This window comes from Acidiphilium multivorum AIU301 (assembly GCF_000202835.1).
Classification (GTDB): Bacteria; Pseudomonadota; Alphaproteobacteria; order Acetobacterales; family Acetobacteraceae; genus Acidiphilium; species Acidiphilium multivorum.
Genome location: NC_015186.1, coordinates 2,763,987 through 2,790,819, shown reverse-complemented (window position 1 = coordinate 2,790,819; position 26,833 = coordinate 2,763,987). Strand labels below are relative to the sequence as shown.

At 67.9% G+C, this 26,833-nt stretch carries 30 protein-coding genes; 17 read left to right on the top strand and 13 right to left on the bottom strand.

The window, feature by feature from the left end; genetic code table 11:
- Positions 1 to 205 precede the first annotated feature (205 nt).
- Both glmS and glmU read right to left on the bottom strand, forming a co-directional pair.
- On the bottom strand, positions 206 to 2,029 hold the full coding sequence (gene glmS, locus ACMV_RS12580; protein WP_013640646.1) for a glutamine--fructose-6-phosphate transaminase (isomerizing): 1,824 nt from the start codon (positions 2,027 to 2,029) through the stop codon (positions 206 to 208).
- Positions 2,029 to 3,342, bottom strand: a complete 1,314-nt coding sequence (glmU, locus tag ACMV_RS12575; protein ID WP_013640645.1) for a bifunctional UDP-N-acetylglucosamine diphosphorylase/glucosamine-1-phosphate N-acetyltransferase GlmU — start codon at positions 3,340 to 3,342, stop codon at positions 2,029 to 2,031. The genes glmS and glmU overlap by 1 nt, the downstream gene beginning before the upstream one ends.
- A gap of 72 nt (positions 3,343 to 3,414) precedes the next feature.
- On the opposite strand from glmU, the gene gph reads away from it, so the two are divergent.
- The 9 genes from gph to ACMV_RS12530 all read left to right on the top strand — a co-directional run bounded on the left by gph (position 3,415) and on the right by ACMV_RS12530 (position 10,493).
- Positions 3,415 to 4,065 carry a phosphoglycolate phosphatase gene (gph, locus tag ACMV_RS12570; RefSeq protein WP_012039927.1) on the top strand — a complete coding sequence of 217 codons (651 nt, stop codon included), beginning with the start codon at positions 3,415 to 3,417 and terminating at the stop codon, positions 4,063 to 4,065.
- 121 nt (positions 4,066 to 4,186) lie between these two features.
- On the top strand, positions 4,187 to 4,654 hold the full coding sequence (locus ACMV_RS12565; RefSeq protein WP_007422812.1) for an SUF system Fe-S cluster assembly regulator: 468 nt from the start codon (positions 4,187 to 4,189) through the stop codon (positions 4,652 to 4,654).
- Between the two features lie 8 nt (positions 4,655 to 4,662).
- The gene (gene sufB / locus ACMV_RS12560) at positions 4,663 to 6,114 is read left to right on the top strand and encodes a Fe-S cluster assembly protein SufB (protein WP_007422813.1); all 1,452 of its coding nucleotides are present in this window, start codon (positions 4,663 to 4,665) and stop codon (positions 6,112 to 6,114) included.
- A 9-nt stretch (positions 6,115 to 6,123) separates the two neighbouring features.
- On the top strand, positions 6,124 to 6,867 hold the full coding sequence (sufC, locus tag ACMV_RS12555) for a Fe-S cluster assembly ATPase SufC (protein ID WP_012039925.1): 744 nt from the start codon (positions 6,124 to 6,126) through the stop codon (positions 6,865 to 6,867).
- The gene (gene sufD / locus ACMV_RS12550) at positions 6,864 to 8,063 is read left to right on the top strand and encodes a Fe-S cluster assembly protein SufD (RefSeq protein ID WP_012039924.1); all 1,200 of its coding nucleotides are present in this window, start codon (positions 6,864 to 6,866) and stop codon (positions 8,061 to 8,063) included. Before sufC ends, sufD begins: the two co-directional genes overlap by 4 nt.
- Positions 8,060 to 9,304, top strand: coding sequence for an aminotransferase class V-fold PLP-dependent enzyme (locus ACMV_RS12545; protein WP_012039923.1), 1,245 nt, complete (start codon positions 8,060 to 8,062; stop codon positions 9,302 to 9,304). Before sufD ends, ACMV_RS12545 begins: the two co-directional genes overlap by 4 nt.
- Positions 9,301 to 9,756: a Fe-S cluster assembly sulfur transfer protein SufU gene (gene sufU / locus ACMV_RS12540; RefSeq protein WP_013640643.1), complete on the top strand. Its 456-nt coding sequence runs from the start codon at positions 9,301 to 9,303 to the stop codon at positions 9,754 to 9,756. Before ACMV_RS12545 ends, sufU begins: the two co-directional genes overlap by 4 nt.
- Complete coding sequence (locus ACMV_RS12535; protein WP_012039922.1) at positions 9,746 to 10,111, top strand: DUF59 domain-containing protein; 366 nt, start codon at positions 9,746 to 9,748, stop codon at positions 10,109 to 10,111. Before sufU ends, ACMV_RS12535 begins: the two co-directional genes overlap by 11 nt.
- 10 nt (positions 10,112 to 10,121) lie before the next feature.
- Positions 10,122 to 10,493 carry a HesB/IscA family protein gene (locus ACMV_RS12530; protein WP_012039921.1) on the top strand — a complete coding sequence of 124 codons (372 nt, stop codon included), beginning with the start codon at positions 10,122 to 10,124 and terminating at the stop codon, positions 10,491 to 10,493.
- 144 nt (positions 10,494 to 10,637) lie between these two features.
- On the opposite strand, the gene hisI is transcribed toward ACMV_RS12530, so the two are convergent.
- The 4 genes from hisI to ACMV_RS12510 are packed head-to-tail and all read right to left on the bottom strand — an operon-like array spanning position 10,638 to position 14,023.
- Positions 10,638 to 10,988: a phosphoribosyl-AMP cyclohydrolase gene (hisI, locus tag ACMV_RS12525; protein ID WP_007422206.1), complete on the bottom strand. Its 351-nt coding sequence runs from the start codon at positions 10,986 to 10,988 to the stop codon at positions 10,638 to 10,640.
- Positions 10,985 to 12,241, bottom strand: coding sequence for a cystathionine beta-lyase (metC, locus tag ACMV_RS12520; RefSeq protein WP_013640642.1), 1,257 nt, complete (start codon positions 12,239 to 12,241; stop codon positions 10,985 to 10,987). The genes hisI and metC overlap by 4 nt, the downstream gene beginning before the upstream one ends.
- On the bottom strand, positions 12,238 to 13,092 hold the full coding sequence (locus ACMV_RS12515) for a sulfurtransferase (RefSeq protein ID WP_013640641.1): 855 nt from the start codon (positions 13,090 to 13,092) through the stop codon (positions 12,238 to 12,240). Before ACMV_RS12515 ends, metC begins: the two co-directional genes overlap by 4 nt.
- A gap of 52 nt (positions 13,093 to 13,144) precedes the next feature.
- A complete protein-coding gene (locus ACMV_RS12510; protein ID WP_007422203.1) occupies positions 13,145 to 14,023 on the bottom strand; it encodes a helix-turn-helix domain-containing protein in 879 nt (292 codons plus the stop codon).
- A 217-nt stretch (positions 14,024 to 14,240) separates the two neighbouring features.
- On the opposite strand from ACMV_RS12510, the gene ACMV_RS12505 reads away from it, so the two are divergent.
- Positions 14,241 to 14,627 (top strand): YraN family protein, encoded by a 387-nt coding sequence (locus ACMV_RS12505; protein WP_012039917.1) that lies wholly within the window; start codon positions 14,241 to 14,243, stop codon positions 14,625 to 14,627.
- 53 nt (positions 14,628 to 14,680) lie between these two features.
- Entirely contained in the window at positions 14,681 to 16,714 is a 2,034-nt protein-coding gene (locus ACMV_RS12500) for a hypothetical protein (RefSeq protein WP_012039916.1), read from the top strand.
- A 6-nt stretch (positions 16,715 to 16,720) separates the two neighbouring features.
- Here ACMV_RS12500 and gabT read toward each other — a convergent pair whose 3' ends face one another.
- Genes gabT through ACMV_RS21545 form a run of 6 tightly spaced genes read right to left on the bottom strand, consistent with a single transcriptional unit; the run spans position 16,721 to position 22,036 of the window.
- Entirely contained in the window at positions 16,721 to 18,001 is a 1,281-nt protein-coding gene (gabT, locus tag ACMV_RS12495; RefSeq protein WP_013640640.1) for a 4-aminobutyrate--2-oxoglutarate transaminase, read from the bottom strand.
- Positions 17,998 to 18,678 carry a CoA transferase subunit B gene (locus ACMV_RS12490; RefSeq protein ID WP_007422199.1) on the bottom strand — a complete coding sequence of 227 codons (681 nt, stop codon included), beginning with the start codon at positions 18,676 to 18,678 and terminating at the stop codon, positions 17,998 to 18,000. Before ACMV_RS12490 ends, gabT begins: the two co-directional genes overlap by 4 nt.
- Positions 18,679 to 18,688: 10 nt before the next feature.
- Positions 18,689 to 19,390 (bottom strand): CoA transferase subunit A, encoded by a 702-nt coding sequence (locus ACMV_RS12485; RefSeq protein ID WP_012039915.1) that lies wholly within the window; start codon positions 19,388 to 19,390, stop codon positions 18,689 to 18,691.
- A gap of 24 nt (positions 19,391 to 19,414) precedes the next feature.
- Positions 19,415 to 20,587 carry an acetyl-CoA C-acetyltransferase gene (locus ACMV_RS12480; protein WP_013640638.1) on the bottom strand — a complete coding sequence of 391 codons (1,173 nt, stop codon included), beginning with the start codon at positions 20,585 to 20,587 and terminating at the stop codon, positions 19,415 to 19,417.
- 56 nt (positions 20,588 to 20,643) lie between these two features.
- Positions 20,644 to 21,705 carry an alpha/beta fold hydrolase gene (locus ACMV_RS12475; protein ID WP_231295265.1) on the bottom strand — a complete coding sequence of 354 codons (1,062 nt, stop codon included), beginning with the start codon at positions 21,703 to 21,705 and terminating at the stop codon, positions 20,644 to 20,646.
- On the bottom strand, positions 21,653 to 22,036 hold the full coding sequence (locus ACMV_RS21545) for a hypothetical protein (RefSeq protein ID WP_231295264.1): 384 nt from the start codon (positions 22,034 to 22,036) through the stop codon (positions 21,653 to 21,655). Before ACMV_RS21545 ends, ACMV_RS12475 begins: the two co-directional genes overlap by 53 nt.
- Positions 22,037 to 22,123: 87 nt before the next feature.
- Between ACMV_RS21545 and ACMV_RS12470 the strand changes: the two genes are divergently transcribed.
- The 6 genes from ACMV_RS12470 (at position 22,124) to ACMV_RS12445 (ending at position 26,238) form a co-directional block, all read left to right on the top strand.
- A complete protein-coding gene (locus tag ACMV_RS12470) occupies positions 22,124 to 22,894 on the top strand; it encodes a sulfite exporter TauE/SafE family protein (RefSeq protein WP_012039912.1) in 771 nt (256 codons plus the stop codon).
- Between the two features lie 109 nt (positions 22,895 to 23,003).
- Positions 23,004 to 23,597, top strand: coding sequence for a polyhydroxyalkanoate synthesis repressor PhaR (gene phaR / locus ACMV_RS12465; protein ID WP_012039911.1), 594 nt, complete (start codon positions 23,004 to 23,006; stop codon positions 23,595 to 23,597).
- A 25-nt stretch (positions 23,598 to 23,622) separates the two neighbouring features.
- Positions 23,623 to 24,555: an NAD-dependent epimerase/dehydratase family protein gene (locus tag ACMV_RS12460; protein WP_012039910.1), complete on the top strand. Its 933-nt coding sequence runs from the start codon at positions 23,623 to 23,625 to the stop codon at positions 24,553 to 24,555.
- Positions 24,556 to 24,646: 91 nt separating this feature from the next.
- Entirely contained in the window at positions 24,647 to 25,123 is a 477-nt protein-coding gene (rplM, locus tag ACMV_RS12455) for a 50S ribosomal protein L13 (protein ID WP_012039909.1), read from the top strand.
- A 2-nt stretch (positions 25,124 to 25,125) separates the two neighbouring features.
- On the top strand, positions 25,126 to 25,617 hold the full coding sequence (gene rpsI, locus ACMV_RS12450; RefSeq protein WP_007424752.1) for a 30S ribosomal protein S9: 492 nt from the start codon (positions 25,126 to 25,128) through the stop codon (positions 25,615 to 25,617).
- 156 nt (positions 25,618 to 25,773) lie between these two features.
- Positions 25,774 to 26,238 (top strand): MarR family winged helix-turn-helix transcriptional regulator, encoded by a 465-nt coding sequence (locus ACMV_RS12445; RefSeq protein WP_007424751.1) that lies wholly within the window; start codon positions 25,774 to 25,776, stop codon positions 26,236 to 26,238.
- 95 nt (positions 26,239 to 26,333) lie between these two features.
- On the opposite strand, the gene ACMV_RS12440 is transcribed toward ACMV_RS12445, so the two are convergent.
- Positions 26,334 to 26,819 carry a DUF2380 domain-containing protein gene (locus tag ACMV_RS12440; protein ID WP_231844404.1) on the bottom strand — a complete coding sequence of 162 codons (486 nt, stop codon included), beginning with the start codon at positions 26,817 to 26,819 and terminating at the stop codon, positions 26,334 to 26,336.
- Between the last annotated feature and the right edge of the window lie 14 nt (positions 26,820 to 26,833).

The window sequence follows — 26,833 nt, the reverse complement described above, 5'->3', positions numbered from 1 at the left end:
ATTTGAGTCAGACCCTGCCATCCATGCCGACCACCTTCACCAGTACGGATTCTGGATCAGAATTCTGCGCAAGCTGGAATCGCCCATCAATTCAATCCGGTCGAAAAACACCCGAGGATAAATCTCCATGATCTGGAATACATCTTTATTATCTGGTTCACAATTTCATTATCCTTCGACAACTAAAATTCGTCCCGATGATTGATTATTCGACGGTTACCGATTTCGCAAGATTACGAGGCTGATCGACATCGGTGCCCTTGAGGACGGCGACATGGTAGGCGAGAAGCTGAACCGGGATCGCGTAGAGAATGGGCGCGACGAACGGATCGCACTCGGTGATGATGATGGTCCGGTTCGCGATGCCAGCGAGGCGGGCGGCGCCGGCCTTGTCGCTGAACAGTATGATCCGTCCACCGCGTGCCGCGGCTTCCTGCAGGTTGGACGCAGTCTTTTCGAAGAGCGGGCCGGAAGGCAGCACGGCGATGACCGGCACCGAGGGATCGATCAGCGCGATCGGCCCGTGCTTCATTTCGCCGGCGGGGTATCCTTCGGCGTGGATATAGCTCAGTTCCTTCAGCTTCAGCGCGCCTTCGAGGGCGATCGGCATCATCGAGCCGCGGCCGAAGAACAGCACGTCGCGCGCATCGCGGATGTCTTCGGCAAGGGCGCGGATCTCCGTATCATCGGCAAGGAGCTGGGCCATCTTGCCGGGAAGCTCCATCAAGGCGGCGACCAGCGGCGCGATTTCCGCATCGCTCCGCGCGTCGCGGGCGCGGGCGAGGGCGAGGGTGAAGCCGGCGAGCACGGCGAGCTGTGCGGTAAAGGCCTTGGTGCTGGCAACACTGATTTCCGGGCCGGCGATGGTTTCCAGCATCAGGTCGCTCTCGCGCGCCATCGTGCTTTCCGGCACGTTGACCACCGACATCACCTTGCAGCCCTGGCGCTTCATGTAGCGCAGCGCCGCCATGGTATCGGCGGTTTCGCCGGACTGGCTGATGACGAGGCCGAGCCCCGCGGGGTCGAGCGGTGGCTCGCGGTAGCGGAACTCGCTGGCTACATCGGCATCCATCGGAATCCGCGCGATCTCCTCCAGCCAGTAACGCGCCGTCAGACCGGCATAGTAGGCCGAGCCGCAGGCCGAGAGGCTGATGCGCGGAATGGCGGCGAGGTCGACCGCGAGGTCCGGCAGGACCGGCAGGCGGGTTGCCGGGTCGATCATGCGGTTCAGTGTGTCGCCGATGATCGCGGGGTTCTCGTGCAGCTCCTTTTCCATGAAATGGCGGAAATTGCCCTTGCCGATGGACGCGCCGGTCAGGCGGGTCAGCTTGACCTCGCGGGCGACCGGGTTGTTCGCGGCGTCGCGGAATTCGGCACCGCTGCGCGAGACGATCACCCAGTCGCCATCGTCGAGATAGGCGATGCGGCGGGTCAGCGGCGCGAGGGCAAGGGCATCGGAGCCGAGATACATCTCCTCCTCGCCGAAGCCGACCGCGAGCGGGGCGCCGCGCTGCGCGCCGATGATCAGCTCGGGATGACCGGCGAAGATCAGCGCCAGCGCATAGGCGCCTTCGAGCCGGGCGAAGGCGGCGGCGGCGGCCTCGACCGGGGCGAGGCCGCGGGCGAGATGAAGATCGACGAGCTGGGCAACGGTTTCGGTGTCGGTCTCGGTGGAGAAGACCTGGCCGGCGGCTTCGAGCTCGGCGCGCAGTTCGGCATGGTTCTCGATGATGCCGTTATGCACGACGGCGACGCGGGCGGTGCCGTGCGGATGGGCGTTGCCTTCGGTGGGCGCGCCATGCGTCGCCCAGCGGGTGTGGCCGATGCCGGTGGTGCCGGCGAGCGGTGCCGCGGCGAGGCTGGCGGCGAGGTTGGCGAGCTTGCCCTCGGCCCGGCGGCGGGTGATCGCGCCCTCGACCAGGGTGGCGATGCCGGCGCTGTCATAGCCGCGATAGGCGAGGCGGGAGAGACCGTCGAGCAGCAGGGGAGCGGCGTCGTTCCGCCCGATCAGTCCGACAATGCCGCACATCAGCGTTTTCCCTTCGTCATGCGCAGTTCGGCCGCGCGGCCGGGTTTTTCGACCTGCCGGCCGCGCGCGAGCGCCAGCGCATCCGCCGCTACCGGGTCGGTGATGACGCTGCCGGCGGCGATGATCGCGCGGTCGCCCACCGAAACAGGGGCGATGAGGGCGACGTCCGAGCCGATGAAGGCGTCGGCGCCGATCGTGGTGCGGTGCTTGGCGAAGCCGTCGTAATTGCAGGTGATGGTGCCGGCGCCGATATTGGCGCGCGGACCGATTTCGGCATCGCCGAGATAGGTCAGGTGGTTGGCCTTGGCGCCGGCACCGAGGCGGGCGGCCTTGAGCTCGACGAAATTGCCGACATGGGCGCCGGCGCCGATGTCGCTGCCCGGGCGTAGCCGCGCATAGGGGCCGATGATGGCGCCGGCGGAGATGGCGCAGCCCTCGAGATGGGAGAAGGCGCGGATCGTGACATCCGGCCCGACCGTCACGCCGGGGCCGAAGACGACATGCGGCTCGATCGTGACATCGGCGGCGAGTGCCGTGTCGGCGGCGAGGAAGACGGTTTCGGGGGCGGTCATCGTCACCCCGGCGGCGAGGGCGGCGGCGCGCAGGCGGGACTGCATCGCCGCCTCGGCGGCGGCGAGCTCGGCGCGGGAATTCACGCCCCGGCATTCGTCCCACGGCGCCTCGACCACGGCGACGGAGGCACCTTCGGCGCGGGCGACGGCGACGAGGTCCGTCAGGTAGTATTCGCCTTTCGCGTTGTCGTTGCCGATGCTCCCGAGCCAGCGGCGCATGTCGGCGGCGGCGGCGGAGAAGCCGCCGACATTGCACAGGCCGATCGCGCGCTCGGCCTCGGTCGCGTCGGCGAATTCGACGATGCGTTCGGCGAAGCCGGCGGGCCCGATGATGCGGCCGAAGGCGCCGGGTTCCGGCGGGCGGGTGCCGAGCAGCACCAGCGCCGCATCCCCCGCGCCGAGCCGCGCGCCGAGGCGCTGGAGAGTCGGGCCGGTGACCAGCGGATTGTCGCCATAGACGAGGGTGACGGCGCCGGCGCCGAAATGGTCCGCGGCGGCGAGGGCGGCATGGGCGGTGCCGAGGCGCTCGCGCTGGATCACGGTCGGGTGCGGGGCGGCGGCGCGGGCGACCTCGTCCATGTCCGGCCCGGTGACGACCACGGTGGCCGCGAAGGCCGTCTTGCAGGCGGCGAGGAGATGGGCGAGCATCGGCCGGCCGGCGATGTGGTGCAACACCTTGGGTCGGCTCGACTTCATGCGGGTGCCGAGGCCGGCGGCAAGAATCACGGCGGTATTGTGCATGAGCGAAGCGGTAGCCCTGGCCAGCCGCGCCTGTAAAGTGTCCGGCCATCAAATAGGATTTCGGAGTGTGTCATGAATGCTGCACGCGGTGTTGTTTTCGATCTGGACGGCACGGTCATCGACAGCCTGCCGGATCTCGCGGCAGCGCTGAATCGCTCCCTCGCGCGCCATGGCATGGCGCCGGTCCCTCGGGAAGAGGTGGCGCCGATGGTCGGCGATGGCGCGAAAATGTTGCTGAAACGGGGCTATGAAGCCCGCGGAATGACGCCGGATGACGAGGACGAGGCCATCTTCCTCGCCGATTACGAGGCCCATGTGACCGACCTGACCGAGCCCTATCCGGGCATCGCCGAGGCGCTCGGCACGTTGGCCGCGCGCGGCTACAGCCTGGGGATGTGCACCAACAAGCCGGAGGCCTCGGCGCGCAAGGTGCTGGCGGCGCTGGACCTCGATCGCTTCTTCCCGGTCCTGATCGGCGGCGACGCCACCACGTTCCGCAAGCCCGACCCCCGCCATCTCGGCGCGGTGCTCGAGGCAATGGCGGTCGGCAAGGATGCGGCGGTGATGGTCGGCGACCACCACAACGACATCGCCACCGCGGACGGGCTGGGCGTGGCGTCCATCTTCGTCCGTTGGGGGTATGGGCGCGCGGAAGCGACGGTGTCGATCGACGAAACGGCGGCGCTCGTGCCGGCGGTGGAGCGCCTGCTCGGGGCGGGCTGATCGGCTGCCCCGCGCACGCGGCCGATTCGCGTGGGCGCCATCCCGCAACCGGCCTTGACGGGCGCTGCCCGATAGCCCATGTGCGGAAACAGGACCTGCATTGTCCGCAATCGGGTGAGCCATGTTGAGATTGTCACGACTGACCGACTACGCCGTGGTGGTTCTGGTGCGTCTGGCCCAGGCTGGATGCGTCGAGACCGCGCCCTCGATCGCCGCCGGAACCGGCATCCCGGAGCCGACCGTGGCGAAGGTGCTGAAGGGATTGGCGCAATCCGGCCTCGTGTCGTCGCAGCGTGGCGCGCATGGCGGGTATCGGCTCGGGCGGCCGCTCGCCGCGATTCCGATCGCCGATGTGATCGTGGCGATCGACGGACCCATTGCGCTGACCGCCTGCGTCGAAGGCACCGGCGGATCGTGCGACAGCGCTTCGCTGTGCCCGATGGCGGGGCGCTGGGGCGTCGTGAACGATGCGATCAGCGATGCGCTCAACGCGATCTCGCTGGATGACATGCAGGCGGCCGCATTGCCCAGGGCGTTGCGGGTCGAAGGATCGGATGTCGCGGCGCGCGCGCCGTCAACTGTCGAATAGGGGTTTCCATGCCTGCCGTGAACGAGACGATCGAGACCGTCGACCGGATATCCGGCGGCGGCTACAAGTTCGGCTTCGAGACCAATATCGAGATGGAGTTCGCGCCCAAGGGGCTGAACGAGGACATCGTCCGGCTCATCTCGGCGAAGAAGGGTGAGCCGGAATGGCTGCTCGAATGGCGGCTCAAGGCCTATCGCGCCTGGCTCTCCATGGAAGACCCGGCTTGGGCGCGCATCCGCCATCCGAAAATCGACTATCAGGACCTGCATTATTACGCGGCGCCGAAGAAGCCGGCGCCGAAGTCGCTGGACGAGGTCGATCCCGAACTTCTCGCGATGTACGAGAAGCTCGGCATTCCGCTGAACGAGCGCGCGGCGCTGGCGGGAATCGCCGTCGATGCCGTGTTCGACAGCGTTTCGGTCGCGACCACGTTCCGCGAGTCGCTGGCCAAGGCCGGGGTGATCTTCTGCTCGATTTCCGAGGCGGTGCGCGAGCATCCCGATCTGGTACGGAAATATCTCGGCAGCGTCGTGCCGGCGGGCGACAACTATTACGCGGCGCTGAACTCGGCGGTGTTTTCCGATGGCAGCTTCGTCTTCGTGCCGAAGGGCGTGCGCTGCCCGATGGAGCTTTCGACCTATTTCCGCATCAACGCCCGCAACACCGGCCAGTTCGAGCGCACACTGATCGTCGCCGAGGCTGGGGCCAGCGTGTCGTATCTCGAGGGCTGCACGGCGCCGATGCGCGACGAGAACCAGCTTCACGCCGCGGTGGTCGAGCTCGTGGCGCTCGACGAGGCGACGATCAAGTATTCGACCGTGCAGAACTGGTATCCGGGCGATGCCGAGGGGCGCGGCGGCATCTATAACTTCGTGACCAAGCGCGGCGCCTGCCGGGGGCGGAACTCGAAGATTTCCTGGACCCAGGTGGAAACCGGCTCGGCGATCACCTGGAAATATCCCTCCTGCATCCTGCAGGGCGAGGGCTCGACCGGCGAGTTCTACTCGGTGGCGGTGACGAACAATTTCCAGCAGGCCGATACCGGCACCAAGATGATCCATCTGGCGCCGAACACGACGAGCACGATCGTCTCCAAGGGGATTTCGGCCGGACGCTCGAACAACACCTATCGCGGCCTGGTGCGGATCATGCCGCGGGCGACGAATGCGCGGAACTTCACCCAGTGCGACAGCCTGCTGATCGGCGATCGCTGCGGCGCGCATACGGTGCCCTATATCGAGAGTCGCAACCGCACCGCCAAGGTGGAGCACGAGGCGACAACCTCGAAGATCGCCGATGACCAGCTGTTCTACTGCCGCTCGCGCGGGCTTTCGGAAGAGGACGCGGTGGGGCTGCTGGTCAACGGGTTCTGCCGGGACGTTTTGAAGGAATTGCCGATGGAGTTCGCGGTCGAGGCGCAGAAGCTGCTCGCCGTGTCTCTCGAAGGCTCCGTGGGCTGAGGACGCAACATGCTTGAAATCAAGGGACTGACCGCGACCATCGATGGCAAGGAGATCCTGCGCGGGATCGACCTGACCGTGCCGGAGGGCGAGGTGCACGCGATCATGGGGCCGAACGGGGCGGGAAAATCCACCCTGTCCTACGTGCTGTCGGGCCGCGAGGGCTACGAGGTCACCGGCGGCAGCGTGACGTATAACGGCGCCGACCTGCTGGCGATGGAGCCGGAGGAGCGGGCGGCGGCGGGTGTGTTCCTCGCCTTCCAGTATCCGGTCGAACTGCCGGGGGTGGGCAACGCCAATTTCATCCGCACCGCGCTGAACGCGATCCGCCGGGCGCGCGGCGAGGCGGAGCTCGACGCCGTTCAGTTCCTCAAGGAAGCGCGGGCGGCGGTGAAGGCGCTGAAAATGCCGGACGACATGCTGAAGCGGAACGTCAATGTCGGGTTCTCGGGCGGCGAGAAGAAGCGCAACGAGGTGCTGCAGATGGCACTGCTGAAGCCGACCCTGGCGCTGCTCGACGAGACCGACTCCGGGCTCGATATCGATGCGCTCAAGATCGTCGCCGAAGGGGTGAACGCGCTGCGCGGGCCCAGTTTCTCGGCGTTGGTGATCACGCATTATCAGCGGCTGCTCGACCATATCGTGCCGGACCGGGTGCATGTGCTGGCGGCCGGCAAGATCGTCCGCTCCGGTGGGCCGGAGCTTGCGCGCGAACTGGAGGCCAACGGTTATGCGGGGCTGGAGGCGGCATGAGCGGGACTGACCTGCTCGACGGTTTCGATCTCGCCGCGCTGCCGGGCGCGGCCGCGCGGGAGGCGGCGGCAGCGCGGGTGCGCGCCGGCGGCTGGCCGACGAAGCGCGACGAGGCCTGGCACTATACCGATCTCGCGGCCGGGCTGCGCGGTTTTGCTCTCGGCCCCGCCCCGGCGGTGGAGGTCGCGGCTGAACTGCCGGAGGGGCCGCGCGTCGTGTTCGTCAACGGCCGGTTCGATGCCGCGCGTTCGGCGGCGCCCGACTGGGTGAGCCAGCTGGGCGATGCGGCGGCGGATCCGGCGCGCGGCGGCGTGGTCGTCGCGCTGAACACCGCGCTGGCGGAGGATGGCGTGGCCATCACCCTGGCGCCGGGCCAGCAGGGCGGCACGCTGTTCCTGGTGGCGCTGGCGGCGGGCCGGGGCGAGACGATGCCGGCCATCGCGCCGCGCCACCGGATCGTGCTCGGCGCCGGTGCGACGCTGACGCTGATCGAGACGGCGCGTGGCGAGGGCAGCTACCTGCATGCGCCGGTCTTCGAGGTTGACCTCGGCGCGGGGGCGCGGCTCAACCATTATCGGCTCCAGGACGAATCCGCCGAGGCGGTGCATGTCGCGACCATCTTCGCCGAGATCGCGGGCGGAGCGGGCTATGAGAGCTTCACCCTCAATCGCGGCGCCCGGCTCAGCCGCAACGAGACCCATGCGCGGCTGACCGGCCCTGCGGCGGATGTGCATCTCAACGCGGCGCAACTGCTCGCCGGCACCCAGCATGGCGACGTGACCACGGTGGTGCGGCACGACGCGCCGGACTGCGCCTCGCGGCAGACGGTGAAATCGGTCCTGGCCGGGGCGGCGCGCGGTGTCTTCCAGGGCCGGATCGAGGTCGATCGCATCGCGCAGAAGACCGACGGCTATCAGATGAACCAGGCGCTGCTGCTCTCCGACGAGGCGGAGATCGACAGCAAGCCGGAGCTGGAAATCTTCGCCGACGACGTGAAGTGCAGCCATGGCGCGACGATCGGCGCGCTCGACCCCGAACAGCTTTTCTACCTGCGCAGCCGCGGCGTGCCGGCGGCGGAGGCAAAATCGATCCTGATCCGCGCCTTTCTCGACGAGGCGCTGGAGCCGGTGACCGATGAGGCGGCGCGGGCCGTCTTCGAGGCGGCGATCGGCGCCTGGTGGCGGGAGGGGGCATGAGCGCGGCCATCGAGCAGCCCGGCTTCGACATCGCGCGCATCCGCGCCGATTTCCCCATCCTGTCGCAGACGGTGCATGGCAAGAAACTGGTGTTTCTCGATAGCGGCGCCTCGGCGCAGAAGCCGCGCGCGGTGATCGATGCGATGGTCCGCTCGATGGAGACACGCTACGCCAATGTCCATCGCGGGCTGCACTGGCTGAGCGAGCGCGCCTCGGACGACTACGAGGCCGCGCGCGACAAGGCGGCGGCTTTCCTTAACGCGGCGCGGGAGGAGATCGTCTTCGTGCGCAACGCGACCGAGGGGATCAACCTCGTCGCCGCGACCTTCGGCCGGTCGGCGCTGCGTCCGGGCGATGCGGTGGTGGTGAGCGAGATGGAGCACCACGCCAATCTCGTGCCCTGGCAGATGCTGCGGGATTCGCACGGCATCGAGCTGCGCATCGCGAAGATCACCGATGCCGGCGAGCTCGACTTCGCCGATCTGGAGCGGCAATTCGCCGATGGGCGGGTGCGGCTGCTGGCGATCACCCATATGTCGAACGTGCTCGGCACCTACACGCCGGTGGAGCGGCTTGCCGCCTTTGCGCACGAGCGCGGGGCGCGGCTGCTGCTCGATGGCGCGCAGGCGGTGGTGCACCGGGCGGTGGACGTCCGTGCGATCGATGCGGATTTCTACGTGTTCTCCGGCCACAAGCTCTACGGGCCGTCCGGCATCGGGGTGCTGTTCGGCAAGCGCGAGCTGCTCGACGCGATGCCGCCCTTCCTCGGCGGCGGCGACATGATCCGCAGCGTGAGCTACGAAAAATCGACCTGGGCGGAGCCGCCCTACCGGTTCGAGGCGGGCACGCCGGCGATCGTCGAGGCGGTGGGTCTCGCGGCAGCGATCGATTATGTGAACGCGATCGGGTTTCCGGCGATCGCGTCGCATGAGCGGGCGCTGACCGATCACGCGCTGGCGACGCTCGATGCGATCGGCGGCGTCCATGTGGTCGGGCGGGCGCAGGACCGCGGCGGGGTCGTCGCCTTCACCATGGACGGGGTGCATGCGCACGACGTCGCCACCCTGCTCGACAAGCAGGGGATCGCGGTGCGGGCCGGGCACCATTGCGCCGAACCGCTGACCCGCCGGCTCGGGCTTGACAGCACCGCCCGCGCGACGTTCGGCGTCTATACGACGATGGAGGAGATCGACGCGCTGGCGGCGGGGCTGCGGCGCGTGCAGCAGGTGTTCGGCGGATGAGCGGTGCGGCGGATGTCGGCGATCTCTACCAGCGGCTGATCATGGAACGCGCCCGCGCGCCGCTGCATGCCGGCCGGCCGGCGCGCTTCGATGCCGAGGCGGAGGGCGACAACCCGATGTGCGGCGACCGGGTGCATCTGCGCCTGAGCTGCGCGGGCGGGGCGATCGGCGAGGTGTGGCACGAGACCCGCGGCTGCGCGATCTGCGTCGCCTCGGCCGATCTGATGGCGGATGCGGTGGCCGGGCGCTCGCGCGCGGCGGCCGAGGAGCTTGCCGGCGCCTTCGAGGCGATGGTGGCGACCGGGGCGGTGCCCGACCGCGAGGAGTTCAGCGAATTGCGGGCGCTGTCGGGCGTTCATGAATATCGCTCGCGCCACCGCTGCGCCACACTTCCCTGGCAGGCGCTGCGCGCCGCGCTGACCAAGACGATGGAGACCGGACATGGCGGATGACATGGCCAGGACCGAACCCGTGACCACCTGGACGCCGGAGGGCGAAACCGCGCCGCTGGTGAGCGAGGAGAACGTGATCGCGGCGATTTCCACGGTCTATGACCCGGAAATTCCGGTGAACATCTTCGAGCTCGGCCTGATCTACGCGATCGAGATCGAGGGTGGGGCGGTGAAGGTGGAGATGACGCTGACCGCGCCAGCCTGCCCCAGCGCGCAGGAACTGCCCGAGGCGGTGCGCCTCGCGGTGGGGACGGTGCCGGGGGTGAGCGAGGTAGAGGTCGAGACCGTGTGGGATCCGCCCTGGGATCCCTCGCGGATGAGCGACGAGGCGCGCCTCGCCCTCAACATGTTCTGAGGAGTCTGCGATGACCACGATCCGCACCGAATCCGCACCGCCCCGCCGCAGCCTGCCGCCGCTGATGCAGCTGACCGACGCCGCCGCCGATCGCCTTCGCGCGCTGTATGAAAACGGCCAGCAGGGCCGGCTGCTGCGAATCAGTGTTGGTACCAAGGGGTGTTCCGGCCTGTCCTACGAGATGAACTGGGTGGACGAGCCGGCGCCGACCGACGAACAGGTGAGCGACAAGGGGGTCACGGTGCTGATCGACCGCAAGGCCACCCTGTTCCTCATCGGCACGGTGATGGACTACAAGGTGGAAAAATTCACCTCGGGCTTCACCTTCGAAAACCCGAACGAGAAGGGCCGCTGTGGCTGCGGCGAGAGTTTCCACGTCTGACGCGCCGCGTTGACGCCGCGGCCTGACGGCCGAAAACTGCTTAGAGCATCATCCGATCAGATGGAGTCATCTGATCGGATGGAGATGCTCTGTTTATCAATATGATAGAGCACTACATCCGATCCGAAAGGATCGGAAAGTGCTCTAGGCGATCTCCTCCAGCCCGTCTTTGGTGACACGGCGGAAGAAGCAGTTATGCGCGCCGGTGTGGCACGCCGGCCCGGTCTGCTCGACAAGGAGCAGCAGCGTATCGCCATCGCAGTCGAGCCGCATCTCTACGAGGCGCTGCACATGGCCCGAGCTTTCGCCCTTGCGCCAGAGCTTCCCCCGGCTGCGGCTGAAATAGCAGACCTGCCCGGTGGCGAGGCTCTCGGCGATCGACTCCGCGTTCATCCAGGCCATCATCAGCACCTCGCCGGTATCGTGCTGCTGCGCGATGGCGGGAATGAGTCCGGCTTCGTTGAAGCGGGCGGCGGTGATGACGGGGTGGGTCATGCCGTGCCGTCCGGGCTGAAGCCGTCTTGCAATTCCCCGGCCATGCAGGGGGGCGAGGCGCAGGTGGTGCGGGCTTGGCCGCGCAGCACGGCGAGGCCCTGTTCGAGATCGGCGATCAGGTCGTCGGTGTGTTCGAGGCCGATCTGCAGCCGCAGCATCTCGCCGCCGAAGCGGCCGGTGCCTTCGGTGCGGGTGATGGTGTTGGTGGTCGGCAGGGCGAGGCTCTCATAGCCGCCCCAGGACGCGCCGATGCCGAACAGGCGCAGCGCGTCGGCCATCGCGCAGACGGCATCGTAATCATGCTCGGGCTGGAACACCACGCCGAACAGGCCGCAGGCGCCGGTGAAATCGCGCTTCCAGAATTCGTGGCCGGGGCAGGAGGGCAGGGCGGGATGCAGCACGCGCAGCACTTCCGGCCGGTCCGCGAGCCAGGTGGCGACGGCGAGGGCCGCGCGTTCCTGCTCGGCGAGGCGGACCGTGAGGGTGCGCGCGCCGCGCAGGGCCAGCCAGCAATCGTCCGGCGAGGCGTACTGGCCGAGATCGAGCGCGCCGGCGCGCAGCCAGGCCCAGTCCTCATCCGTCGCGACGGTGATGGCGCCGAGCACGATGTCGGAATGGCCGCCGACATATTTCGTCAGCGCCTGGATCGACACGTCGACACCGTGGCGGAAGGGCTGGAAGGTGCGGATGCCCCAGGTATTGTCCATGAACAGCTTGGCGCCATGCGCGTGGGCGACGCGGGCGAGCATCGGCACGTCCTGCACCTCGAAAGTGTGGCTGCCGGGGCTCTCGGAAAAGATGGCCGTGGTTTGCGGGCGCATCAGCGCCGCCAGCCGGTCTTCGGTAATCAGCGGATCGTAATAGGTGGTGGCGACGCCATAGCGGGCGAGTACACTGTCGCAGAAGCGGCGCGTCGGGCCATAGACGGAGTCCGGCACCAGCATGTGGTCGCCCGCCTTCAGCCAGGCGAGCAGCGGCACGGTGATGGCGGCAAGGCCCGAGGAGACGATCTGGCAATGCGTGCCGCCCTCGATTTCGGCGACAACGTTTTCCAGCGCGAAATGGGTTTCGCTGCCATAGAGGCCGTAGATCTCCTCCTGTTCGAGGCGGCGCTTGCCGATTTCGCGGCGCGCGGCACAGGAGGGATAGAGCACGGTGGAGCCGCGGACGAGCTTGGGATTCACATAGCCGTGCGACTTGACCGGCCGGCGTGAGGCCAGGGAGAGGCGGGTTTCGAAGCGATCTTCAGTCATGCGGGATCCTCTCCGGTGGCAACCGGGGTGTCGGGCAGGGCGCCCCATTCGGCCCATGAGCCGTCATAGAGCGCGCCCATCGGCAGGCCGGCGCGCGCCAGGCCGAGGGTGAGAACCGCGGCAGTGACGCCCGAGCCGCACATCGTGACCGGGCGGCTGGTATCGTCGATGCCGGCGGCGGCGAAGCGGGCGCGCAACGCATCCGGCGGGAGCATGGTTGCGTCAGCGCCCAGAAGTTCGGAATAGGGTAGCGAACGGGCGCCGGGGACGTGGCCGCCGCGCATGCCGGCGCGCGGCTCCGGCACTGTGGCGGCGTAGCGGCCGGCGGCCCGGGCATCGAGCACGGTTTCCGCTCGACACGCCACATTGGCTTCAATCGCCGCGCGGTCCCGCACACGGGAGGGATCGAAACGGGCAATGAAGCGGCCAGGTGGTCGCAGGTTGGCTTTGCCCTGTTCGAGCGGGCGGCCCTCGGCGCGCCATTTCGGTAATCCGCCGTCGAGCACGAAGACGTTCTCGTGGCCAAAGACGCGAAACATCCACCAGCCGCGAGCCGCCGAAAACAGGCCTCGCTGGTCATAGACCACGATCCGACTGTCATTGCCGACCCCGAGCGCCTCGACGGCAGAGGCAAAACCTCCTTCATCCGGGAGCATATGGGGCAGGTGCGAGGTCGTATCGGCAATGCGCTCGATATCGAAGAAGGCGGCGCCCGGCAGGTGCGCCTCGTCAAACAGCGACAGCGCATCCTGTGGCTCGTTCGGCAGGTAAAACGACGCGTCGAAAACGACGAGGGCCGGGTCGTCGAGCGTTGCAGCGAGCGCTTCCGTCGAGATCAGTGGGGATGACATGCCCGAGCATTAACCCGCCGGCGAAGATTTGTCTCCCCGCCGGCGCGTCGGGTCAGGCCATGGCAGGCTCGAGCATCCGTCGCACCTCCGCGGCGGCGGCGCGGCCCTTGATGGCATCGCGCCAGGCGCCTTCGGCGATACGCTGATGCGTCATCACGGCATCTTCCGCGCTCGTAATCATGGCGACGCCGGTCTGAGCATCCGGCGGCGCGTCGGTCGAGAAGGGATTGATCGACAGCGATGCGCGCTCGCGCGCGCGCAGAATCGTAAAGGGGCCGTTCGGTTCGGCCCCGGACATGAGGCCGAATTGCAGGCCGATCGGCTCGCTCTCCATCAGTTCGACCATGCGTTCGACTTCCCTGCGAGCGGTTTCGCGGCACTTCCGACGCAGCTTTTCGGAAAGCGGCAGCGCGCTGGCGATGCCCTGCTCCATGAATCGTCGTAGCGCGGTGGTCGTGAAAATCGCGATGACCGACGGGCGGCGCGCCACGAACATGCGTTTGCGAACCGAGAGCACGCCCAGAACCTGTTCCGCCGCCGAGCGGGCCATGGCCCGATCCTGTCCGCTCGATTCCGCGTTTTCCTCGAACACCTGGGTCAGGGTCGAGTCATATTCATCCGAGGTCGTCAGGTAGCAGACCGGCCCGAAAAATTGCAGGATTTGATCGGATGTCTCCTCGATCTGTCGCAGCCTTTCGAGGTAGCCGATCGGACGGCTGTAATATTCGATGCCGATCCCGAGCAGGGTCAGCGGCGAGATCTTGAGCAGCTCCGCGAGGCGCTTGACGGTGTCGAGCTTGATGACCTCGCCTTTCTCATAGCGGTAGAGAGCCGCGCGGGATACGCCGAGACGGGCAGCAATTTCCTCGGCCTTGAGACCGGATTCCATGCGGTAGGCCCGGAGTTGCTGACCAATATCGTTAAAATGCATCATCCGTTCTCACTTTTAAAACACGAATTCGTTCCAAATGCGGAGCCTAATTTTCAATCCGTTTCTATCAGAAATAGATCGGGACGCAAAACATTATCGGCATACTAAATTCTGGGCATGAACCTCGATTATCCTGACATCGGACCGAATCGTCATGGCTATGGCATCTGAAAAATTGCATATGCCGTATTCTTATTAATTTGTCGAGACAATCGGTGTGAGAAACGAATCTGAAAGACGGGCAGCCGCCCGTCGGCGGGCCGAGCATCGAGGGCGCGATGCCGAGAGGCGTGTCGCCGGATGGTACGCCGCACAAGGCTTTGTTGTGCTTGCGCAAAGGCTGCGCACGGCGGCGGGCGAACTCGACCTCGTGGTGGCCGACCGCACAACGCTCGTCTTCGTGGAGGTAAAGGCACGGAATGCTCTGCGGTCCGCGATCGAATCGGTTGCGCCGCGCCAGCGCCGGCGTCTTGTCGCCGCGGCGGCCATCGTCCTCGCCGGCCAGCCGGACTGGGGGCGAGCGGAGACACGTTTCGACGTTGTGCTGCTCGTCGGGGATGACGTGCACGCGATACGCGACGCGTTCCGCGCCGATGATCCCTGACCTGTTTGGCCGAGCGGCCCGGGAACGGCTATAAGCCTCTCATGAGTGATCCCATGCCCGAGCCGGCCCGGCTCACCGGTACCCGCGCAGACATGCCGGTGAGTGCCGAACTGCGTCGGAACGTGGCGTTCTGGATGCTTCGCGAAATGGAATGTCGCCTTGGCGAGGCGCGGTCGGACCTCGTGATCGACTTCGCGGCCCGCCGAACGACGATCGATGAAGCCGCGGGGGCGGCCGTTGCGCGCGTTGCCGCGAGACTGGCCGGCGAATGGATGCTCCTGGCGCGCGCGGGCGTTCCGCTTCCTCTGGCCGGACTTGCGGCTGCGCGCGTCGCGGCCCAGTTCGCGGAAGCCGAACATCTGACCCTGCCAGACGGCATGGGCTGGGCAGCGACGATGGCGGCGGAACTGCCGCCCAGTGCCGCCAGCTTGGCAGATGTGTCGCGCCGTCTGGCGGACTATGTGGCCGGCGCCGGGGCGGCCGTGGCGGACGAGGCGGCCATCGCGAGGCTGCGCGCCCTATGGCCGGTGATCGGGATCGCCGAGTCGATCATGGAGACGGGGGGCGACATCCGTCTGATGCGCGATCCCCAGAGCGATCTGAACGGCTATGGTTGCAGCCATCGGCCCCGCCCCTGGGCGGTGACCTTTGCCTCGTCGACCGCATCGTCGGTCTCCGAACGGGGATACGAAGCGGCGGACCGCCTCCGGCTGAAGATCACGGCCGCGATGCTGCTGGAGGGTACGCGTCGCCCGATCGAGCGTCAGGCCATAGCCGTAAGGCGGACGATCGGCCGCGATTTCGGCCTTCCGCGCGGCGGAGCCGTCGTGCTTGCGGCTTCCGGCACCGACAGCGAATTGCTGGCGCTGGCGCTGAGCCATCTGCCGGACGCGGTGCGCCCCATCACGACCATCCTGCTCGCGCCCGAGGAGACGGGAAGCGGTGTGCCGATGGCGGCGGTCGGGCGGCATTTTGCGATCGATACGGCAAACGGGCATGACGTTTCGCGCGCGGCACCCATCGAGGGCTTCCGTCCGGATACCGAACTGGTTTCGATTCCGTTGCGGGACGAACGCGGCGCTCCGCGTCATCGCGATGCGGTCGAGGCGGAGATCGTCGCAGCTGTCGAGGCCGCCGTGGCATCAGGCCGGCGCGTGATCCTGCATGCGCTCGATCTGTCCAAGACCGGGCTGCTCGCACCATCGATGGCGTTGCTGCGGCGGCTGAGGGCCCGCTTCGGCGACAGTCTGGATATCGTCGTCGATGCCTGTCAGCTGCGGATGGCGCCGGCGCGGATCCGCGCCTATCTCGGCCTTGACGCCGTCGTGCAGGTGACCGGCTCGAAGTTTCTCACCGGCCCGCCCTTTGCGGGGGCCGCGCTGATTCCGCCGGCGATCGCCCGGCGGCTGGGGCGCGGCAGGCTGCCCGCGGGGCTTGAGGCCTATTTCAGCCGGGGCGAATGGCCCCCCGCGGCAAAGGCGGCGCGGGCGCTTCCGGAGGGCGCCAATTACGGTCTGCTGTTGCGCTGGCGGGCGGCGCTCGCCGAATTCAGGGCGCTCGCCTCGGTGTCGGATGCGCGCAAGGCCGAGGTGATCCTGCGCTTCCGCAAGGCAGTCGAGGCGGCGGTTGCCCGTCATGATGTCTTCGTGCTGCAGGATGTGCCCGATCCGGCGCGCGAGGGCGAAGGATGGGATACGCTGCGCAGCGTCTTTGCCTTCGCCGTGCGCGCGCCGGGGGCGGCGGAACGCCTGCTCGACCCGGCGGCGGCCCGGCGGCTTTATCACTGGCTGAATGCGGATTGCGCTGCCCTGTTCGACACCGCCGCCGAGCGGCGCGTGGCGGCGCGGATCTGCCATATCGGCCAGCCTGTCGCCCTGCCGGACGGCGCGGGCGGGCAGGTCGGCTGGCTCAGGGTCTCGGCGGGGGCGCGGCTGATTTCCGGCGAGCCGTCGCATCGCGGCCTTGCCACCGAGCGGCGCCTTGCGCGCGAAATGGCGGACCTCGCACTGGTGTTCGACAAGATCGCGCTGCTGCGCGCGCACTGGGAGCGGGTGGCCGAGGCCGACCCGCGCCCGTGTTACCGATAGGCCGGCTCAGCCGTCGAGGGCGGCTTCCAGCGCGTCCATCCCCTCGCCCAGAACCGTGTCGCTCACCGTCAGCGGCACCAGCAGGCGGATGGCGTTGCCATAGACGCCGCAGGAAATCACGATGAGCCCGTGTTCGCGGGCGCGCGCGATGACCTGCTTCGTAGTGTCGGGGTCGGGCTCGTAGCTGCCGCGCTGCCTGACGATGTCGAAGGCGATCATCGCCCCCGGACCGCGGATCGCGGTGATCGGCGCCACATCGTTGCGCGAGGCGATGCGTTCCAGCCGGCTCTTCATCGTGGCGCCGATCGCATTGGCGCGCTCCACCAGGTTTTCATCCCGGATGACGTCGAGCACGGCGAGGGCGGCGGCGCAGGCGAGCGGATTGCCGGCATAGGTGCCGCCGAGGCCGCCCGGCTCCGGCGCATCCATCACCGCGGCGCGGCCGATCACGCCGGAGAGCGGGAAGCCGCCGGCGAGGGATTTCGCGATCGTCATCAGGTCCGGCTTGACGCCCGAATGCTCGATGCCGAACATCTTCCCGGTGCGGCCGAAACCGGTCTGCACCTCGTCGACGATCAGCAGGATGCCGTGGCGGTCGCAGATCTCGCGCAGCGCCACCAGCAGCTCGGTCGGCGCCGGGATGAACCCGCCCTCGCCCTGGACAGGCTCGATCACGATGGCGGCAACGCGCTCGGGCTCGATATCGGCACGGAACAGCATGTCAATGCCGCGGATACTGTCGGCCACGCTGACGCCGAAGGGCTCGTACGGGAAGGGCGCGTGGTAGATCTCGGCCGGCATCGGCGCGAAGCGCTTCTTGTAGGGAATGACCTTGCCGGTCATCGCCATGGTCAGCAGGGTGCGGCCGTGATACCCGCCGGCGAAGGTGATCACGCCGGGGCGGCCGGTGGCGGCGCGGGCGATCTTGATCGCGTTTTCCAGCGCCTCGGCGCCGGTGGTCAGGAACACGGTCTTGGCCGGCCCCTCGATCGGCGCGATCGCGTTGAGCCGTTCGGCGAGCGCCACGTAAGGCTCGTACGGCGTGACCTGGAAGCAGGTATGGGTGAAGCGGTCGAGCTGCGCCTTCACCGCCTCAATCACCTTCGGATGGCGATGCCCCGTGTTGAGCACCGCGATCCCGCCGGCGAAGTCGATGTAGCGCTTGCCGTCCGCGTCCCACAGCTCGGCGTTCTCGGCGCGGGCCGTGTAGGCCATCGGGTGGCTGATGCCCACACCGCGGGCCACGGCGGCCTCGCGCCGCGCATGGAGGTCGGTATTCGTGCTCATTCCTCGATCTCCGCGGCGGCGGGGTTACGGTGCATCGTGCTGTGCACCACGAAATCGGCTTCGGTCGCGTCGCGGATCTGCTCGATCGTCACGTCGTCGGGCTTGTCGACCAGGACGAGCGACGGGGATCGCGCATGGTCGACCTCGAACACCGCCATGTCGGTGACGATCATGCTGACCACACCCTTGCCGGTGAGCGGCAGCGTGCATTTCTTCAGGATCTTGGGCTCGCCCTTCGCCGTGTGCTCCATCAGCACGACGACGCGCGGCACGCCGGCGACGAGGTCCATCGCCCCGCCCATGCCCTTCACCATCTTGCCGGGGATCATCCAGTTCGCGAGATCGCCGTTCTCGGCCACCTGCAGCGCGCCCAGGATCGAAATATCGATATGCCCGCCGCGCACCATGGCGAAGGATTGGGCAGAATCGAAATAGCTCGTGGTCGGCAATGCGGTCACGGTCTGCTTGCCGGCGTTGATCAGGTCGGCGTCCTCCTCGCCCTCGTAGGGGAAGGGGCCGATGCCGAGCATGCCGTTCTCCGAGTGCAGCTGCACGGAGATGCCCTCGGGAATGTGGTTCGCCACCAGCGTCGGGATGCCGATGCCGAGATTGACGTAGAAGCCGTCCTTCAGTTCACGGGCGGCGCGGGCCGCCATCTGATCGCGTGTCCAGGGCATGTTTCCCTCCTCAGGCCCGCTCGCGGACGGTGCGTTTCTCGATGTGCTTCTCGACGTGCGCGAGCTTGACGATGCGTTTGACGTAGATGCCGGGGGTGACGATGTGGTCGGGGTCGATCGTGCCGGGTTCGACGAGTTCCTCGACCTCGGCGACCGTCACCTTCGCGGCGGCAGCGCAGATCGGATTGAAGTTCCGCGCCGTCTTCCGGTAGACGAGATTGCCCTCGGTATCGCCCTTCCAGGCATGGACCACGGCGAGATCGCCGAAAATGCCGCGTTCCATCACGTAGTGCCGGCCGTCGAACTCGCGGGTTTCCTTGCCTTCGGCAACCTGCGTGCCATAGCCGGTGGCGGTGAAGAAGGCGGGGATGCCGGCGCCGCCGGCGCGGATGCGCTCGGCCAGCGTGCCCTGCGGGTTGAACTCGATCTCCAACTCGCCGGCGAGATACTGCCGGGCGAAGGTGGCGTTCTCGCCGACATAGGAGGAGATCATCTTCTTCACCTGCCGCGTGTCGAGCAGGATGCCGAGACCGACCCCGTCGATCCCGGCATTGTTGGAGACGATGGTCAGGTTGCGCACGCCGCTTTCGCGGATCGCCTCGATCAGCGCCATCGGCACGCCGCACAGGCCGAAGCCGCCGGCGAGGATGGTCATGTCGTCGCGCAGCAGACCGGCGAGCGCCTCGACGGCGCCGGAATAGACCTTACGCATCCGGTTGGTTTCCTCCCTGGTGTTTCAGCGTTCGACGCACATGGCCACGCCCATGCCGCCGCCGATGCACAGCGTGGCGAGCCCCTTGCGGGCGTCGCGCTTCTGCATCTCGAACAGGAGCGTGGTGAGTACCCGCGCGCCAGAGGCGCCGATCGGGTGGCCGATGGCGATGGCGCCGCCGTTCACGTTGACCTTCGCCGGGTCGAGATTGAGGCCCTTGTTCACCGCGCAGGCCTGTGCCGCGAAGGCCTCGTTCGCCTCGATCAGGTCGAGATCGACGACCGACCAGCCGGCGCGGGCGAGCGCCTTCTGCGAGGAGGGGATCGGCCCGGTGCCCATCACCGCGGGATCGACGCCGGCGGTGGCGAAGCTGGCGATGCGGGCCAGCGGCGTCAGGCCGCGCTTCGCCGCTTCCTTCGCCGACATGACGACGAGGGCGGCGGCGCCGTCATTGATGCCGGAGGCGTTGCCGGCGGTCACGGTGCCGTCCTTCGAGAAGGCGGGCTTGAGCTTCGCCATGCTCTCGGCCGAGGCGTCATGGCGGATGTATTCGTCATCGGCGATCACGACCTCGCCCTTGCGGGTAACGATCGTCACCGGCGCGATCTCGTCGCGGAAGCGGCCGGACTTCTGCGCCGCCGAGGCCTTCTGCTGCGAGGCGAGGGCGAGGGCGTCCTGCTCCTCGCGGGTGATCTGATAGGACCGGGCGACGTTCTCGGCGGTGGTGCCCATGTGGTAGCCGTTGAAGGCATCCCACAGCCCGTCCTTGATCATGGAGTCGATGAACTTGACGTCGCCCATCTTGGTGCCGGCCCGCAGATGGGCGACATGGCTGCTGAGCGACATGCTCTCCTGGCCGCCGGCGATGACGATGTCGGACTGGCCGGACATCACCTGCTGCGCGGCCAGCGCGACGGCGCGCAGGCCGGAGCCGCAGACCTGGTTGATGCCGAACGCGGTCTTGGCATCCGGGATGCCGGCATTGCGCGCGGCCTGGCGGGCGGGGTTCTGGCCCGCGCCGGCGGAGAGCACCTGGCCGAGGATCACCTCGTCGACCTCGTCGGCGGAAAGTCCGGCACGCTCCATGGCGGCCCTGATGGCAACCTCGCCCAGCACATGCGCCGGGGTGGCGGCAAAGGCGCCGTTGAAGCTGCCGACCGGCGTGCGGGCGGCCGCGGCGATGACGATGTCGTCCATTGTGCTCCTCCTCTCGGTTCCGTGCGGTGCAGCATAGACCTTTGCCGCCGCAAGGGCTACAGCCCGGCCACCCATTCGCCGAATGGTTGCCATAGGGCTTGCGGCGCGCTCATGCCGGCGATCATGCCGATGTGGCCGGCCTTCGGCGCGATCACCGTAGCGTGCGGAACGACCGTGGCGAGGGCGGCGGCGGAGGCCGGGGGCACCAGCCGGTCGCGCGCCGGTGTCGCGATCAGGGTGGGACAGGTGATGGCGGCGGGGTTCACCGGCAGGCCGGCGATGCGCCATGCGCCCTGCGCGGTCGCGTTCTCGCCATACCATCCGCCAAGGGTTTCCCGCGCCACCGGGGCGGCGAGCGGCACGCCGTCGTTCAGCCAATCCTCGAGCGCAACGAAGCGGACCGCGCGCGGGCTCGCGGGGTCGAGGGCGGCGAATGCCCGGTATTTCGCGGTGACGCCGAACGGATCGAGGGTTGCGAACAGCGTCTGCAGAGCGTCGATCGGCACTGTGCCGGTGGCCGCCATCAGCGGTTCGAGGATGGGCAGGCTGGTGGCGAGGCTGCGCGCCGCCTCCTCGTCCTCGGCATGGAAATCCCACGGCGTCGCCAGCAGGGCGAGGGCACGGATACGCTCCGGCGCGCGCAGGGCGGCGGCCAGGGCCAGCAGCCCGCCCATGCAGTAGCCGACCAGGACGACCGGACCGGCCACCGCCTCCAGCGCCCGTTCAAGGCGGCCGGCGACATAGTCGGTCAGCGTGAATTGCCGTTCGATGGCGCCGGGCCAGCCCCAGTCGAGCAGCAGCGGATGGGCGCCATGCGCCGCGAGAAAACGCAGGAACGAGGCGTCCTCGGCGAGATCGAGGATATGGGCGCGGTTGACGAGGCTGGGGACGAAGAACAGCACGGGTCCGGTGCCGCCGTAGTCGAGTAGACGCGAAGAGCCCTCGGCCCACACGGCAGGCGGATCGGCCAGGGTGCGGCGCCACGGGTGGCGGCGATAGGCGGCGATGCCGGCAAGCAGGGCGGCATCCTGCGCAAGGGCCTCGCGCACCACCGCCGCGGCGAAATCAGGATCCGCCAGACTGTCCGTCGCGTTCCAGTGCGGCCAGACGTGCCTCAAGTTCGGCAATGCGGCGATGGAGGCGTTCGACCGCATCGCCGCCAGCATCAGGTGCAGCAGGAGAGGACGCGGGCCGCGGCGCTCCATCGGGCCGGGCGCGTCGGGGCGGGTCATGGCGGGACAGCGCCTCGGCCGTGCCGATCGCGGCGGTCGCGGCGCCGGCCCAGAGCGTCATCAATCCGGTCCAGCCCTCGCGCCACTCGCGATCCTGCGCGAGGGCGGTCAACTCGCTCTGCCAGAGCGTGATCCAGTCGCGCGCAAGCTCGCCGAGGCGCGATTCGGCGTTCGGAGGTTCGGCTTCGTGCTTGTCGCCCTGTCCGGCGTCTGTCATGAGGCATCCTGGCAACCGCGCTATACCGAGAATTTTCTAGCGCGAAAGGCGTCCCTTCTGCCAGTGGTCGCCTGACAAGGAGTGGCCATGTCGCCGGCATTCGTGCTCACCGGGTTCGTCGTCGGCCTGCTCATCGGGCTCACCGGCGTGGGCGGCGGATCGGTGATGACGCCGATCCTCGTTCTGCTCTTCGGCATCCGCGCCTCCACCGCAATCGGCACCGACCTGCTGTTTGCGGCCTTCACCAAGGCGGTCGGGACCGCGGTTCACGGCGCGAACCGCACCGTGGCGTGGCCGGTGGTCTGGCGCCTTGGCGCCGGCAGCGTGCCGGGCGCCGCGCTGGCGATCCTGCTGCTTGCCCGCCTCGGCGTTCACGGTGCCGCGGCGAACCGGCTCAGCCTGCTGCTGCTCGGCGCGATGCTGCTGTTCGCGGCGGCTTCGCTTGCCGTGAAGCCCTGGGTCACGCATCGCGGCGCCGGCGGATTGCATCGTGCGCCACCGGCATGGATGACCATCGCTCTCGGGATCGTGCTGGGCGTGACGGTGACGCTCTCCTCGGTCGGCGCCGGCGCGCTCGGCACGGTCGCGCTCATCTATCTCTACCCGCGGCTGTCGATGCGGGAGGTGGTCGGCTCCGACATCGCCCATGCGCTGCTGCTGACGCTGGTTGCCGGGTTTGGCCGGCTCTGGCTGCACGGAATCGATGCGCCGATGCTCGGCGCCCTCCTCGCCGGATCGCTTCCCGGCGTCGTGATCGGCAGCCTGTTCGTGAAGCGCGCCCCCGAGCGCCTGCTGCGGTTGCTGCTCGCCGCGATGCTCGGCCTGGTCGGACTGCGGATGCTCCTCGAACTGGCATGAGGCGGCGCTGGCCTTTGCCGTTCGTCTCTGTCATGGTGTTGCATTGCAAACTGCCGAATCAACGGCGACCGGATTCCACGCCTTGCGACGAGGGGAAAGGGCGAAGAAAATGCCTCAGACGCCGGACGGCACCAAGCCGATCGTCATCAAGAAATACGCCAACCGGCGCCTGTACAATACCGAAAGCTCGACCTACATCACGCTCGAAACCCTTTCGGAAATGGTGCGGGAAGGGCGCGATTTCGAAGTATTCGACGCCAAGACGGGTGAGGACATCACCCGGGCGGTGCTCACCCAGATCATCGTCGAGGAGGAGAGCAAGGTTGGCCAGGCCATGCTGCCGACCAATTTCCTCCGCCAGCTTATCGGTCTGTACGGAAACAACATGCAGGGCGTCGTGCCGCGCTTTCTCGAGCAGGCGATGAGCCAGTTCAGCCGCCAGCAGTCGCAGATGCGCGCGGCGATGCAGCAGACGATGGGAAATTTCATCCCCCCCGGCATGGAAGAGATCGGCCGCCAGAACATGGCGATGATGGAACGGGCCATGAGCCTGTTCTCGCCGTTCGGGGCGCAGGGCGAGGCATCCGCCGCCGGTGCGGACGATCATGGCGCCGCCGAGGAAATCGAGACCCTGCGCGCCGAGGTCGAGAGGCTGCAGGCGGAACTTGCCGCGCTCAGGGCGAGGGCGCCGAAGCGGGCGTGACGACGTCCCGCCGACGGAACGGCTCATGAGCGAACGGACGGTACTGGTCAGCGGGGCCGCCGGGTTCATCGGCCGGGCGGTGACTGCCCGCCTTGCCCTGTCGGGCGCGGAAGTCGTCGTCGCGCTGCGTCGGGCGCGCGCGGTGCCCGGGGCGGCGCGCGCGGTCGACGCCGGGGACCTTGCCGCCCCCGCTCCCGCCCTCGTCAACGCGATGCGCGGGGTCGGCGCGGTGGTTCACGCGGCGGGACTGGCGCATCGCACCGGCGTTGATCCGGCGGCGCTGGCGGCGGCGAATGTGACGGCGGCCCGCCGGGTGGCCGAGGCCGCGGTCGCGCGCGGGGTGCCGCGCCTGGTTCTGGTTTCCTCGGCGGCGGTGTTCGGCAAGCGGCGGGACGAGATGTTCGACGAGATCAGCGCCCCCCGGCCGGACGACGCTTATGCCGCAAGCAAGCTCGAAGGCGAGGCCGCCGTGCGGGCGGCGGTGGCCGGCAGCGCGACGCGGCTGGTGATCGTGCGGCCCTGCGCGGTGATCGGGCCGGGATGTGCCGGCAACATTCCGCGACTTGTCCGGCTGATCCGCCGTGGCTTGCCGCTGCCCTTCGGCGCCATCAGCAATGCCCGCAGCTTCATCGCGGTGAACGATCTCGCCCTCCTGATCGAGCGGGCGGTGAGCGCGGAAGATCCGCCGGACTGCGTGATCGGCGCGCATCCCGAGCCGGTTTCAACGACAGGGCTGATCCGCGCGCTGGGCCGTGGCCTCGGCCGGCGGGTCACGCTGCTGCCGTTTCCGCCCTCATGGCTGGGCGCGGCCGCACGCATGGCCGGGCAGGGTGAGTCGTGGCGGAGCTTCGCCGGCTCGTTTCATGCCGATGTCGCCCTTGCCAGGGATTCCCTCGGATTTTCGGCATCCACGCCGGTGCCGACGGCCCTGGAAGCGACCGCGTCCGCTTTGCGGTAATCGGTTACCGCTCACTGATCCGCTTGACGCGATGGCGCATTTCGCGCATACGCGCCGCCATCGTATGGATGATGTCACGAGGACTCCCGTCATGAAGACCACCGTTTCGCTGAAACCGGCGGACGTGCAGAAGGACTGGGTGCTGATCGACGCCGACGGGCTTGTGCTCGGCCGGCTCGCCGCCCTGATCGCCAATCGTCTGCGCGGCAAGCACAAGCCGCAATTCACCCCGCATGTCGACTGCGGTGACCACATCATTGTCGTCAACGCGGAAAAGGTGAAGGTGACGGGCAAGAAGATGGACGATTCCGTCTTCTACTACCACACCGGCTATCCGGGCGGCATCAAGGGGCGGTCAATCCGCCAGCGCCTCGAAGGCAAGAATCCGGAAAGCGTGATCGAAAAGGCGGTCGAGCGAATGATCACCCGTGGACCGCTGCAGCGCCAGCAGATGAAGAACCTGCACATCTATGCCGGTCCGTCGCATCCGCATCATGGCCAGCAGCCGCAGGCGCTCGACGTCGCGGCGCTGAACCGCAAGAACACCAACCGTAACGCGAGGGCGTGAACATGTCCGGAACCGGTACGCTCGCCGATCTGAAGACCATCATCACCCCGACCGCCGGCACCGCCGCCGACGCCGAGGCCCCCAAGCGCGAGCCGAAGCGCGATGCGTTGGGCCGCTCCTACGCAACCGGCCGCCGCAAGGACGCGGTCGCCCGGGTCTGGATCAAGCCGGGTAAGGGCGAGATCGTGATCAATGGCCGCAAGGCGGCACAGTATTTCGCGCGGCCGGTGTTGCGGATGCTGATCACCCAGCCGTTCCTCGTCGCCGACCGCTACAATCAGTTCGACGTGATGGCGACCGTCACCGGCGGCGGGCTTTCGGGCCAGGCCGGCGCGGTGCGGCACGGCATTTCCCGCGCGCTGACCTATTACGAGCCGGACCTGCGCGGCATTCTCAAGGCGGCGGGCTTCCTCACCCGCGACCCGCGCACGGTGGAGCGCAAGAAATACGGCAAGGCGAAGGCCCGCCGGAGCTTCCAGTTCTCCAAGCGCTGAGCGAAGCGGATTTCGGCATGCAGCCGCCCCGGCACCGTCCGGGGCGGTTCGTATTTGTGCCGTTTCCATTTTTTTGTCATTTAGGCTCTGGCGGTGGTGCACGGGGCGATTCGGAACGCGCCTGCCGATTTGGCAAAAGCAACGGGATCGGGTCAGATGGCCGCAGCGCGTGAGGGTTTCAGCAATCTGTGTCTGGGCGAGCAGCTCTGTTTCGCGCTCTATGCCGCGACACATGCGATCACGCGGGTATATCGCCCCCTGCTGGCCGAGTTCGGCCTGACCTATCCGCAATACATCGTCCTGCTCGTGCTGTTCGAGCGCGCCGAGTCCACGGTCAACGGCATTGCGGAGGCGCTCCGCCTCGATGCGGCGACGGTAACGCCGCTGCTCAAGCGTCTGGCCGAGGCCGGGTGGGTGTCACGGGAACGCAGCCAGGCCGACGAGCGCGTGGTTGTCGTCAAGCTGACCGCCAAGAGCCACGCTGCCGCCGCCCAGCTTTCCGCCGTGCAGCATAAGGTGCGCTGCCGCGCAGGTCTCGACGATCTGCAGTTTGAACGGCTGCGGACGGAACTCATCGACCTTACGCAAAGGCTCAGTGTCGAGGTCGAAGAGCCTGCGTGATCGCGGGACTCCGGCGCTCGTGCCCGGCATGACGACGGGCATCGGGCGCAATATCGGGCAATAGGCAGGGCCTCCCCTGGCCAGCCTCAGGAAAATCAGTGCGGCAGATGGCGTTCGATGGCTGTGGCCATCCGGTCGGCCACGCGGTCGAGCATGATGTGGTCGTCGGATTTCACTTCGAAGGTTCTTCCCATCAACTCGCGCCCGGAACGCAGGTCGAGCAGATAGCCCTTCAGATAGACGATCAGATCGCTGACCCGGTGCAGGGTGCCGACGAAGAGGAACCGGGCGTGCGCCTTCCTCGCGGCGGTGGCGAGGCATTCCGGGCATGTCGACGGATGATCGTAATCGTCGTTGATCGGCGCCATTCTCGCGCGCGTCTCCGCGGTACCGACGGCCTTGACCGGACCCGCATGGTCGAGATCGGCCCGGATCCGGGCGGCGGCCTCATGTAGCCAAAGACGCTGGTCGGCGACGGCGGCCGGCCTTTGGTCGGCCGCCGTGTCGAACAAGTCGATCGGGGCGACGAACACCGTCGCCCGCGGTGCAGCGGTTGCGGTGGGAACGATGCCGGCCAGCATCGATGGCAGAAAGA